Annotated in this window: 15 protein-coding genes; 8 read left to right on the forward strand and 7 right to left on the reverse strand. The window is 68.1% G+C overall.

Translation table 11 applies throughout. The features are described 5' to 3' along the window. Window positions 1-19: 19 nt before the first annotated feature. Together SPR02S_RS54325 and SPR02S_RS54330 are read right to left on the reverse strand one after the other, a co-directional pair. The gene (locus tag SPR02S_RS54325) at window positions 20-211 is read right to left on the reverse strand and encodes a hypothetical protein (protein WP_019065432.1); all 192 of its coding nucleotides are present in this window, start codon (window positions 209-211) and stop codon (window positions 20-22) included. Next, window positions 208-819, reverse strand: a complete 612-nt coding sequence (locus SPR02S_RS54330; protein ID WP_026151753.1) for a TetR/AcrR family transcriptional regulator — start codon at window positions 817-819, stop codon at window positions 208-210. Before SPR02S_RS54330 ends, SPR02S_RS54325 begins: the two co-directional genes overlap by 4 nt. Before the next feature lie 90 nt (window positions 820-909). Between SPR02S_RS54330 and SPR02S_RS54335 the strand changes: the two genes are divergently transcribed. Further along, window positions 910-1,854, forward strand: a complete 945-nt coding sequence (locus SPR02S_RS54335) for an oxidoreductase (RefSeq protein WP_019065434.1) — start codon at window positions 910-912, stop codon at window positions 1,852-1,854. Here SPR02S_RS54335 and SPR02S_RS54340 read toward each other — a convergent pair. Together SPR02S_RS54340 and SPR02S_RS58670 are read right to left on the reverse strand one after the other, a co-directional pair. Beyond that, on the reverse strand, window positions 1,851-2,234 hold the full coding sequence (locus tag SPR02S_RS54340; protein WP_019065435.1) for a VOC family protein: 384 nt from the start codon (window positions 2,232-2,234) through the stop codon (window positions 1,851-1,853). The genes SPR02S_RS54335 and SPR02S_RS54340 overlap by 4 nt on opposite strands. Then, a complete protein-coding gene (locus SPR02S_RS58670; RefSeq protein WP_019065436.1) occupies window positions 2,227-2,556 on the reverse strand; it encodes a hypothetical protein in 330 nt (109 codons plus the stop codon). Before SPR02S_RS58670 ends, SPR02S_RS54340 begins: the two co-directional genes overlap by 8 nt. Window positions 2,557-2,789: 233 nt before the next feature. Here SPR02S_RS58670 and SPR02S_RS54350 point away from each other — a divergent pair, with 233 nt between their 5' ends. From SPR02S_RS54350 to SPR02S_RS54360, 3 genes are all read left to right on the forward strand, one after another. Next, window positions 2,790-3,575 (forward strand): trypsin-like serine peptidase, encoded by a 786-nt coding sequence (locus SPR02S_RS54350; protein WP_019065437.1) that lies wholly within the window; start codon window positions 2,790-2,792, stop codon window positions 3,573-3,575. A 262-nt stretch (window positions 3,576-3,837) separates the two neighbouring features. After that, the gene (locus tag SPR02S_RS54355) at window positions 3,838-4,782 is read left to right on the forward strand and encodes a bifunctional lytic transglycosylase/C40 family peptidase (protein ID WP_019065438.1); all 945 of its coding nucleotides are present in this window, start codon (window positions 3,838-3,840) and stop codon (window positions 4,780-4,782) included. 166 nt (window positions 4,783-4,948) lie between these two features. Next, window positions 4,949-5,656 (forward strand): phosphatase PAP2 family protein, encoded by a 708-nt coding sequence (locus SPR02S_RS54360; protein WP_019065439.1) that lies wholly within the window; start codon window positions 4,949-4,951, stop codon window positions 5,654-5,656. 188 nt (window positions 5,657-5,844) lie between these two features. On the opposite strand, the gene SPR02S_RS54365 is transcribed toward SPR02S_RS54360, so the two are convergent. Beyond that, window positions 5,845-7,416, reverse strand: a complete 1,572-nt coding sequence (locus SPR02S_RS54365; protein ID WP_019065440.1) for an FAD-binding oxidoreductase — start codon at window positions 7,414-7,416, stop codon at window positions 5,845-5,847. Between the two features lie 65 nt (window positions 7,417-7,481). Continuing rightward, complete coding sequence (locus tag SPR02S_RS65590) at window positions 7,482-7,664, reverse strand: hypothetical protein (RefSeq protein ID WP_078623315.1); 183 nt, start codon at window positions 7,662-7,664, stop codon at window positions 7,482-7,484. 158 nt (window positions 7,665-7,822) lie between these two features. Between SPR02S_RS65590 and SPR02S_RS54370 the strand changes: the two genes are divergently transcribed. After that, on the forward strand, window positions 7,823-8,665 hold the full coding sequence (locus tag SPR02S_RS54370; RefSeq protein WP_019065441.1) for an SCO4651 family lipoprotein: 843 nt from the start codon (window positions 7,823-7,825) through the stop codon (window positions 8,663-8,665). 107 nt (window positions 8,666-8,772) lie between these two features. After that, complete coding sequence (locus tag SPR02S_RS54375; protein ID WP_019065442.1) at window positions 8,773-8,955, forward strand: hypothetical protein; 183 nt, start codon at window positions 8,773-8,775, stop codon at window positions 8,953-8,955. Here the strand turns inward: SPR02S_RS54375 and SPR02S_RS54380 are convergent. Beyond that, the gene (locus SPR02S_RS54380) at window positions 8,952-9,305 is read right to left on the reverse strand and encodes a metal-sensitive transcriptional regulator (RefSeq protein WP_026151757.1); all 354 of its coding nucleotides are present in this window, start codon (window positions 9,303-9,305) and stop codon (window positions 8,952-8,954) included. The two genes, SPR02S_RS54375 and SPR02S_RS54380, sit on opposite strands and share 4 nt — an antisense overlap. 197 nt (window positions 9,306-9,502) lie before the next feature. Here SPR02S_RS54380 and SPR02S_RS54385 point away from each other — a divergent pair, with 197 nt between their 5' ends. Both SPR02S_RS54385 and SPR02S_RS54390 read left to right on the forward strand, forming a co-directional pair. Beyond that, window positions 9,503-10,123 (forward strand): DUF47 domain-containing protein, encoded by a 621-nt coding sequence (locus SPR02S_RS54385; protein ID WP_026151758.1) that lies wholly within the window; start codon window positions 9,503-9,505, stop codon window positions 10,121-10,123. A gap of 7 nt (window positions 10,124-10,130) precedes the next feature. After that, window positions 10,131-11,129 (forward strand): inorganic phosphate transporter, encoded by a 999-nt coding sequence (locus SPR02S_RS54390; RefSeq protein WP_019065445.1) that lies wholly within the window; start codon window positions 10,131-10,133, stop codon window positions 11,127-11,129. The last annotated feature ends 10 nt before the right edge of the window (window positions 11,130-11,139 follow it).

Consider the following 11,139-nt stretch of genomic DNA (forward strand, 5'->3'; position numbering starts at 1 on the left):
GCGATACAGTCCCGCGCCCCTAGGGGGTTGTGACCAGGAGGGTGGAGAAGCCTTCGGTGTAGCGCTCCTGAAGCCACCTGGCTGTCGGGCCGCGGCGGGCGTCGGCGTCGGGGAGCAGGGTGGACAGGGCGGCCTTGGCGTGATGTGCGGCGGCCCGGCCGGGTTGCCAGTACGGGTCGGTCGGAATGAGCGTCAAGTAGTTGTCGCTCACTGCTCGTTCTCGCGGGGCTTGAGGCCGTTCAGCAAGTGGTGGACCAGGGCGGGGATGTCGGCTACCGCGGCCTCGGGGGTGAGGGTGCCCTGGGCTGCGAAGGAGGCTGTGCCGTGGAGGGCGGCGCCGATGACCAGGGCGATGGTCCAGGGGGTGCCGGGGATCATCTCGCCGCGTTCCTGGGCGTCGATGACGATCTGTACGAACTGGGTTGTCGTGCCGTCCACCGCCGCCCGGAGCTGCTCGGAGATGTCCGGGTCGTGCTTGCGGGAGTACATGACCTCCAGCAGCTCGGCGTTCGAGACCGCGAAGTGGACGTAGGTCCTGGCCAGTTCGGTGAGGCGGGCTTCGAGGGGGAGGTCGGGGCTGTCGGCGGCGGTCAGTTCCTTGGCCATGCGCTCGAAGCCGGTCAGGGCCAGCGCGTCGACCAGGGCCTGCTTGTCCTTGAAGTGGCGGCCGGGGGCGGCGTGGCTGACCCCGACGTCCCGGGCCAGTTCGCGCAGGGACAGTGCCGCGACCCCCTTCTCCAGCAGGGTCCGTTCCGCGCTCGCCAGGAGGGCTTGGCGCAGGTCTCCGTGGTGATAGGGGCGTACAGGCATGCGAGCCATCGTATCCCGATGTTGTCGATGCCGACATTGTTGTCGGCGTCACCATTGTTGTCATTGACAGCATTGTTGGCGTTGCCTACATTGGGAGGCGTGGACAAGACGGACAAGACCATCAGCAGCACGGGCACGGGCAAGAGCGAGGGCAAGTGGGATGCGGGGCGGATTCCTGATCTTTCCGGGCGTATCGCCGTCGTCACCGGTGCCAACAGTGGGATCGGGTTCGCGGCCGCCGTCGAGCTGGCCCGTGCGGGCGCGTATGTCGTGTTCGCCGTACGGGACCTGGAGCGGGGGCGGGCCGCGGCGGCCAAGGTGAGCGGGAGTACCGAGGTGCGGCGGCTGGACCTCGCGGATCTGGCGTCCGTGCGGGAGTTCGCCGAGAGGTGGGACGGGCCGCTGGACCTGCTGGTCAACAACGCGGGCGTGATGATGCTCCCCGAGCGCCGGACGCGTGACGGCTTCGAGATGCAGTTCGGCACCAACCACCTGGGCCACTTCGCCCTCACGAACCTGTTGCTGCTGCACATCACCGACCGGGTGGTGACCGTCTCCTCCGGCGCGCACCGGATGGGCGACGGCTTCATCCACTTCGAGAACCTGAACCTGGACGGCATCTACGCCCCGCAGCGCGCGTACTCCCAGTCCAAGCTCGCCAACCTGCTCTTCACCCTCGAACTCCAGCGCAGGCTCACGGAGTCGGGCTCACGCGTCCGCTCCCTCGCGGCCCACCCGGGCTGGGCGGCGACCAACCTCCAGAGCCATACGGCGAACCCGGTCACGCGCGTGCTCATGGCCGTCGGCAACAAGGTCGTCGCCCAGGACGACAAGGGCGGCGCCCTGCCGACGCTCTTCGCGGCGACCCAGGATCTTCCGGGCGCGAGTTTCGTGGGCCCGAGCGGGCCGATGGAGATGCGCGGCGCGCCGACGCTGGTGGGGCGGAGCGCGGCGGCGAGTGATGTGGCGGCGGCGGAGCGGTTGTGGACGGCTTCGGAGGAGCTCACCGGGGCGGTGTTCCCGCTCGTGGGCGCCGCGAGCTAACTCCAGGTGCGGGCCCGGGTGTTGAAGACCTCGGGGGCGCTGTGCACCGGCAGGACGCAGAGCAGGTGGCCGCCGGGGGCGCGCAGGACCCGGCACTCCAGCCAGCGGGCGGTCTCGGTTGCGCCGAGGGCGAGGAGGCGGGCGGTCTCCGCTTCCACGTCGTCCGTTTCGATGTCGATGTGGAAGCGCGGGTTGGGGTCGTCGATGGACTGAACCGCCGTGACCAGGCCGGGGATTGCCTCGTGGAGCGTGGTGAACTGCTCCTCTCCGGGGACCGGTTCCGCGGGGGTGCCGAGCGCCGCCGACCAGAAGGCCGCCGCCGCGGCGGCCTCCGGGCCGGGGGTGTCGATCAGGAGGGCGAAGACGCGGCTTCTATGCATCCGGCGTATCCGGCGCATCCGGCCCGATTTCCGTGATTTCCGGGGCTGTTGTGTTCGTCGTTTCCGCGGCTGTTTTGTCCGTCGCGTCTTCCACGCCCTCCACGAAGTGGTCGAACTCGCCCGCCTGTACGCCGAGTACGAAGGCGTCCCACTTGCGGCGGTTGGTGGTGACGACGTTCTCCGGGTCGCTGGTCTCGCGGATGTAGACCGGGGCCTCGCCGTCGTCTCCCTCACCGAAGGCGAGCTCGATCCAGGGGCCGGGGCCGGTGGCGTCCGGCGGGGCGGCTCGTTCCCAGGTGAGGTCGGGGGGGATGTCAGACACGGAGGTTTCCTTCGGCGAGTGCGGGAATGGGTCTGTCGAGTGTGGGAAGAGGTTTGAGTATCGCGCAGGAGAGACGCAGGAGAGGCGGGAGAGGTGGGGGGACAGTACGGTGGTCGGACCGCCGGACGAAGCCCCGAACGTGCGATCGCGCGTGCCAGGAATGAGCCGTTCACAGCGAAATCTCAGCAAACGTCGACGTCCTTTCTCACCTTCGTGGGACAAAGTGGGGGCCGATGAAGCGCAGCTCAGGCATCTCCCGTTCCGCTCGCCTCGCGGGCAACCGTAGGTACGCGCTGTTCGTCGCCGTGGTGACGCTGGCGCTGACCTCCGCGTCCGTGGCGACCGCCGACGACGGTCCCGGGCCCTTCGGTGTGACCACCGTGACCGTGGCGAGCAAGCAGAGCGCCCGGGTGGGCGCCCTGTTCGGGGCGGCCCATGCCACCAGCCTGGCCGGCGGGCACCACTGCACCGCGTCCGTGGTGCACAGCGCGGGGCACAACCTCATCGTCAGCGCGGCCCACTGCCTGGACGGCGACCCCGGTGACGTGTTCGTGCCGGGATACCGGGACGGCAGGGCGCCGTACGGGGTGTGGAAGATCGAGCAGCGGTTCCTGCCGGACGGGTGGTCCAAGGGGCAGGCGGAGGACAGCGACATCGGCTTCGCCACGGTCGTCGAGGTGGGCGGTAAGAATATCGAGGACGTCGTCGGGGCCGACCGGTTCACCACCGGAATGGCGACCGGGGCCACCGCCGTGACCGTCACCGGGTACCCCTCCGCCACCGACCAGCCCATCAGCTGCACCAACAAACCCACCCGGCACAGCAGCACCCAGCAGCGCATCGACTGCCCCGGCTTCACCGGCGGCACCAGCGGCAGCCCCTGGGTGAACGGCGACGAGCAGGTCGTGGGTGTCATCGGCGGGCACGAGCAGGGCGGACTGACGCCCGACATCTCGTACAGCGTCGTGTTCGGGAAAGAGGCGGCCGAGTTGTACAAGGACGCCACGACTGACCCGTAATCATGCCGACTGACCTGTAATCGCGATGACTGGCAGTAATCATGACGACTGGCCCGTAATCGCGATGACTGACCCGTAATAAGGAGCGGTGCGTGGCTCCGGCGACGCGCTGCATACGCGTCAGATGTGGTGGAAGCACGGCGAAATGCCGCCACCCTGCCCCGAAATGGCCTTGAACAGGGCTGACATGGGGGAGGGTTGAGCCGTGCGAAAAGTATGGGTGGCCGGTGGGGTCGCGGTTGGGCTGGGGCTCAGCTTTGTGATGCTGCTCGTCGTCGGGGTCTACCTCGTCGCCGGGAACCTCGTGAACGGGGCCGGCGGCGGGAGCGTCGCGCTCGCCAAGGGCGCGGTGCCGACGGCGTATTCGGCGCTCGTGCAGAAGTGGGGCAACCTCTGCCCCGCCCTGAACCCCGCGCTGCTCGCCGCCCAGCTGTACCAGGAGAGCGGGTTCAACCCGAACGCGAAGAGCCCGGCGAAGGCCGAGGGGATAGCGCAGTTCATCCCCGGGACCTGGGCCACGCACGGGATCGACGGCAACGGCGACGGCGTACGCAACGTATGGGATCCGAATGACGCGATCCCGTCGGCCGCGACCTACGACTGCGAGCTCGCCTCGTATGTGAAGGACGTGCCGGGGAACGTGACCGCGAACATGCTCGCCTCGTACAACGCGGGGGCGTACGCGGTCATCAAGTACGGGGGCGTGCCGCCGTACTCCGAGACCAAGAACTACGTGAAGACGATCACGACGCTCTCGCAGAGCTTCGCCGCGCCCGTCAGCCGGGTCGATCCCTCCGAGCAGGCCGCCACCGCCATCACCTACGCCCAGACCAAGCTCGGCACGCCGTATCTGTGGGGCGGGAACGGTACGGCCGACCAGGGCGGGCGCTTCGACTGCTCGGGGCTGACCAAGGCCGCGTTCGCCGAGGCGGGGATCACGCTGCCGCGCGTCGCGAACGATCAGTACAACGCGGGACCGCATCCGCAGCGGGCCGAATTGCTGCCGGGAGATCTGGTGTTCTTCTCGGACGACCTGACCAATTCACGGGCCATCCGGCATGTGGGGATTTATGTCGGCGGCGGGTACATGATCGACGCACCCCGGACGGGTGCTGTGATCCGGTTCGACCCCATTGACACCCCCGATTACTTCGGTGCCACCCGGGTCACCGAAGATGGCGCGAAAGCGCTCCCCACGACGGTGTGAACCGAGCGTGAACCCACCCCCTGAGCTGCGGCGATGAGTCTCTCTTCGATAACGTCTGAGTGATCATTCGGTAGAGGGTGGAACGTATTTAGCGGGACCGTGCGTTCCTGTTCAGTAATGCGCACGAGAGGTGCGTCCGGAACTACGACGAAGGAGCCGCAGCACCATGGCTGTACTCGCCGAATCCGGGTCGAATCCCGACGTCGATCTGCTCTATGACATCAATGGACTCGCCAAGGACGCGCCGCACTGGTTCGACCGGGGCATGGAGTTCGTCGGTGAGTACGGGTTGCTCGTCGCGATGGTGCTGCTGGTGGTGTGGTGCTGGTGGTCCGTGCGGCGGCGGGGGGACGAGGATGCGGCGTCTTCTGTGGCCGCGCTGGTGTGGGCGCCGGTCGCTGCCGCGCTCGCTGTGCTTGTGAACGTGCCCATTCGTGGGTTCGTGGAGCGGCCCCGGCCGTTCCTCGACCACACCGGGCTCGATGTGCTGATCTCCGGGAAGACCGACTACTCCTTCGTCAGCGACCACGCGACCATCACCATGGCGATGGGCGTCGCGTTGTTCGTTGCGGATCGGCGGTTCGGGCTGGTGGGGATCGGAGTGGCGCTGCTCGAAGGGTTCTGCCGGGTCTATATGGGCGTGCACTATCCGACCGACGTGGTTGGTGGGTTCGCGCTGGGTACGGCTGCTGCTCTGCTTCTCTCGCCGGTTGCGATGGCTCTGCTTACGCCGGTGCTGAAGGTGGTCGAGGGCTCGTCGTGGGGCGGGTGGCTGGTTCGGTCGGCCGGGGCCCGGGGGGTTGGGCGGGGCGCTGTGATTCCGGGGACTCGTACGGAGACTTCGGGGACGGAGGAGCGGGACCTCGCGGCGTGATTGCTCCGCCGGGAGGTCGGTTCGTCGTGTGCGGGTCCGCTGTGGCTGGTCGCGCAGTTCCCCGCGCCCCTGAGGGTGTTGCCGAGCCGTGGGCTTACTGCTCGCCCTGGGGGGTCGCGCCCGCGCGGCGGAGCCGCAGATGGATGCAGTCCCGCGCCCCTAAAAGACGGGCGTTGCAGGACCGATGCTTACAGCCCCTGCGGGTACGTGAAGAAGTGATTCGGGTCGTACTGCTTCTTCAAGGTGGCCAGGCGGGTTGACGCGTCGCCGTAGTACGCCTTGCGCCAGTTCGTAAGAGTTGGGTCGGTGTAGTTCTGGTAGGCCGCGCCGGAGGCGTAGGGCTTCATGGCGTTGTGGAAGGACGTCAGCCAGGACTGGGCTGAGGTGCCGGCTGTGCCGGAGGGCCAGGAGACTATGTACTGGGCCAGCATGCGGGAGCGGCGGTGGACGAAGGCCGTTGCCGTGGGGGAGACGCGGTTGACCGCGCCGCCGAGGGCCGTCAGGGCTATGTCGCCCGCGTTGCCGCGGACCGCCTTCATCTGGTTGAGCATGGTCTGGATGCCCGTGGCCGAGATCGAGCGGTCGAAGAAGTCGGAGCGGCCCACGTAGGTCTCCCGCGCCAGCGCGCCCTGCGGGGAGCGGCCCGGGGTCGAGCCGGGCAGGTGGCACTGGGCGTCCGTCGAGAACGACGTGCAGCCCGCGTACGCCTCCATCGACTCCTCGTACGTGTGCCGCTTCAGCGAGACGCTCGTCGCGTTGCCGCCGACCAGGTGGGCCAGCTTGTCGACCGCGTTCTGGAGTTCGTTGTAAGTGCCTAGGGAGAACGCGGCCACCGAGACCTTGGGGGTGCCGCCCGGTGTGTTCGTGAGGTGGCAGGACGACCAGATCTCGTCGGGCTGGTCCGGGCCCCACTCCTGCCAGGCCTTCACCACGGCCGCCGCCATCGACGACGGCCAGGTCAGATAGCCCGATACGGCCTGCGGCGCGGGGTGGGTCTTGTACTGCAGCTCCGTCACCACGCCGAAGTTGCCGTTGCCCGCGCCGCGCAGCGCCCAGAACAGGTCTTTGTTCTCAGTGGAGTTGGCGACCAGCTGCTTGCCGTCCGCCGTGATCAGCGTCGCCTGCGTGAGGCTGTCGCAGGTCAGGCCGTACGCCCGGGAGACCACGCCGTGGCCGCCGCCCAGGGTGAGGCCGGAGACGCCGACCGTCGGGCAGGAACCGGCGGGGATGGTCACGCCCTTCGCCGCGAGCCCCCGGTACACGTCGATCAGCTTGGCGCCGGCGCCGACGACCGCGGAGGAACCGCTCGCCCTGATCTTGTTCAGCTTCGACACGTCGACGATCAGGCGGCCGTCGCCGGAGGAGTAACCGGCGTAGGAGTGGCCGCCGTTGCGGATCGCGACCCGGATGTTGTGCGCGCGGGCGTAGGAGAGGACCGAGCGGATGTCGTCGGGGTTCGCGACGTACGCCACCGCGGCCGGCTTCAGGGAGTCGAAGCGGGTGTTGTAGAGCTGGTGGGCCGTCTTCCAGGAGGCGTCACCGGGGCGGACCAGGGTGCCGTCCAGCTCACGGGCCAGGGCGGCCCAGTTGGCGGCGGCGGCCGCGGTGGTGGTGCGCAGGCCCGATGTGCTCGTCGAGGTGGAGGCGTTGGCCGCCGTCGCGGACGAGTCACCGCCGCCGGTGTTCTTGCCGTTGCACGCGGTGGTCGCGACCGCCGCTATCGCGGCCACGCCGCCACCTATGAACGAACGCCGTTCCATTTCGCCTCCTGTGGGGTTACGTGGAATGAGATACGGTCCGGACCCCACAAGTTCTCGTGCGCATGTCACAGGTTCGGAACAGGCGGGTGGTGTCCTGCGCCGTCCGTCCTCGCCTGGCTTCTCGCCCGTCTCGCCGGGCCCCGCCAGCCACAGACGCAGCGGGCGAAGCAGAAGGGACCCTGCTCGACCGTCGTCGTGCGATGTTCGGGATGTGCGGGGGGAGCCTGTCGTTCGTCCTGCTGCGCCACATCGACCAAGGTACCGAGCCCGGGTAAAGCGCTCGTATGGCGGTCGCGCGACGGTCATAGGGCGGTTGTACGGCCGCCACAGCGCGTGACGGGCCCACCCACCCGTCGTTAAGCGGAACGACAGGGGCCCGTGACGACGTACGGGGGTACGGCAGGTTATGGAGCGGCAGCACAGGCGGGCCGGCGGGGCGGTCGCCGCGGCGGGACTCATGGTCGGTGTCTGTGTCGGCACCGGTGGGTGCGGCGGTGGTGACGGGGCGGCCACCGCCGACGCGCGAGGCGCCGGGGACGCGTCCGCGGTGGTGCGGCGCGCGGCCGACACCCTTGTGGCGGCGGGGAGTTCACAGGCCCGTACGTCCATGGAGATGGCCACCGGCGGCACCCGCGTGACCATCCGCGGCGAGGGCGTCTACGACTTCCGCCGCCAACTCGGCCGACTGAAGGTGCAGTTGCCGCAGGACCCGGCCGGTGCCAGTGAGCACCGGCCGATCACCGAACTCCTCGCGCCGGGCGCCCTGTTCATGAAGAACCGGGGCGCCGGAGTGCCCGCCGACAAATGGGTACGGGTCGACACCGGGACGCTGACCGACGGCAACCTCGTGACCGGCGGCGCCACCGACCCGTACGCCGCCGCCGAGTTGCTGCGCGGGACGACTGCCGCGACGTATCTGGGGAAGACGGAGGTGGCCGGGGCCTCGGTGCGTCACTATCAGGGGGTCGCCGATCTCGCCGTCGCCGCGCGGAGCGCGTCGGAGGGGAACGAGGCGGCCCTGAGGTCGGCGGCGAAAGGGTTCGCCACCGCCCGGGTGCCCTTCGACGTCTACCTCGACGACCAGGGGCGCGTCCGCAAGCTCCGGCAGCGGTTCAGCTTCGTCAACGGGCAGCGCCACAACCCGGTGGCGGTCGCCTCGACGACGTTGCTGTACGACTTCGGGGCCCCCGTGGACGTACGGCTTCCGGCGTCGAAGGACATCTACGCCGGGCAGATCGCCGAGAAGTGACCTGAAACGATCGGTGTGCGGCGGGGTGAGGACTAGCCCGTCCGTGCCATGCGCGTTGTGTAGACCGCTCCCTACTCTAGGAAGTCGGTGACGGCAGAGAAGAGGTGATGCACGTGGCTCCGGTCGGCGGTACGGCAGTTCAGGACCACGTGGCCCTCGCCGAGATCGAGCTGTGCGGAGACCTGATCATCGCGGCCTCGGCCGCCGAGGACCGGCTCAGCCTGGAGAGCATCGACGAGGTGCTGAAGGTCGCCGAGGAACGGGACATCCCCGAGAGGCCGGGGCGCTAGGTGCGGAGCAGCCGGGCGATCGCCTTCGTCGCCTCGTCGACCTTCGCGTCGATCTCCTCGCCGCCCTTGACCGCCGCGTCGGCGACGCAGTGCCGCAGGTGCTCCTCCAGGAGCTGCAGCGCGAACGACTGCAGGGCCTTCGTGGAGGCGGACACCTGGGTGAGTATGTCGATGCAGTAGACGTCCTCGTCGACCATGCGCTGCAGGCCGCGGATCTGGCCCTCGATCCGGCGCAGGCGTTTGAGGTGCTCGTCCTTCTGGTGGTGGTAACCGTGCGTGACCGGTGCGTCGGTCGATTCGTGTGCCGGTTCGGAGGGCGCCGCCGCCGCGTCGGCCTCGGTGGTCGTCATGGCGTCCATCGCGTCCTCCAGACATATACCCCTAGTGGGTATATCGTAACGAACTTTGCTGGGTATAGGGCCCTTGGTACGCCCCCGTGCGGATCACTGTGCCTGATGGGCGACACTGGGGGACGGCCCATTAGCCGTGGCCGGATGATGCACTTAGCATCAGCCTGACCGAAACCCATGCTTCCCGAGGACCCCTTGTGCGCTTTCGTCTGACCCCCAGGGAGACGAGCTTCTACGACATGTTCGCCGCGTCCGCGGACAACATCGTCACGGGCTCGAAACTCCTCATGGAACTGCTCGGGGCGGACACCGCCGGCCGGGCCGAGATCGCAGAGCGTATGCGGGCCGCGGAACACGCCGGTGACGATGCCACGCACGCGATCTTCCATCAGCTGAACTCCTCCTTCATCACGCCCTTCGACCGCGAGGACATCTACAACCTCGCTTCCTGCCTCGACGACATCATGGACTTCATGGAGGAGGCCGTCGACCTGGTCGTCCTCTACAACGTGGAGGAACTGCCCAAGGGTGTCGAGCAGCAGATCGAGGTGCTGGCGCGGGCCGCGGAGCTCACCGCGGAGGCCATGCCGAATCTGCGGACGATGGACAACCTCACCGAGTACTGGATCGAGGTCAACCGCCTGGAGAACCAGGCCGACCAGATCCACCGCAAGTTGCTGGCCATGCTCTTCAACGGCAAGTACGAGGCCATCGAGGTGCTGAAGCTCAAGCAGATCGTGGATGTGCTGGAGGAAGCGGCGGACGCGTTCGAGCACGTGGCGAACACGGTGGAGACCATCGCCGTCAAGGAGTCCTGACCTCTCCATGGACACCTTCGCTCTGGTCGTGACCATTCTGGTCGCGCTCTTTTTCACGTACACGAACGGTTTTCACGACTCTGCGAACGCCATCGCCACGTCCGTCTCGACGCGGGCGCTGACTCCGCGCGCGGCGCTGGCGATGGCCGCCGTCATGAACCTCGCCGGTGCGTTTCTCGGTTCCGGGGTCGCCAAGACGGTGAGTGAGGGGTTGATCGAGACGCCCGAGGGGTCGAAGGGGATGGGCATCCTCTTCGCGGCGCTGATCGGCGCGATCACCTGGAACCTGGTCACCTGGTACTTCGGGCTGCCGTCGTCGTCCTCGCACGCGTTGTTCGGCGGGATGGTGGGGGCCGCGCTCGCGGGCGGTACGGATGTCATCTGGCACGGGGTCGTCGACAAGGTCGTCGTGCCGATGTTCGTGTCGCCGGTCGTCGGTCTGGTCGGCGGTTATCTGGTGATGACGGCGATCATGTGGATCTTCCGGCGGGCCAATCCGCACAAGGCCAAGCGGGGGTTCCGGATCGCGCAGACCGTCTCCGCGGCGGGTATGGCTCTCGGGCACGGTCTCCAGGACGCGCAGAAGACCATGGGCATCGTGGTGATGGCCCTGGTGATCTCCGGGCATTCGACCTACGGCGATCCGATCCCGGTCTGGGTGAAGATCGTCTGCGCGTTGATGCTGTCGCTGGGGACGTACGCGGGTGGGTGGCGGATCATGCGGACGTTGGGGCGGAAGATCATCGAGTTGGATCCGCCGCAGGGGTTCGCGGCGGAGACGACCGGTGCGGCGATCATGTTCACCACCGCGTATCTCTTCAAGGCGCCGGTTTCGACCACGCATGTCATCACCTCGGCGATCATGGGTGTCGGGGCGACGAAGCGGGTGAAGGCCGTGCGGTGGGGTGTTGCCAAGAACATCGTGCTGGGGTGGTTCATCACGATGCCGGCGGCTGCGATTGTGGCGGCGCTGGCGTTCTGGGTTGTGGATCTGGCGGTTCTGTAGGCGCCGCTGT

The organism is Streptomyces prunicolor NBRC 13075, from assembly GCF_000367365.1.
In the GTDB taxonomy this organism is placed as follows: Bacteria; Actinomycetota; Actinomycetes; order Streptomycetales; family Streptomycetaceae; genus Streptomyces; species Streptomyces prunicolor.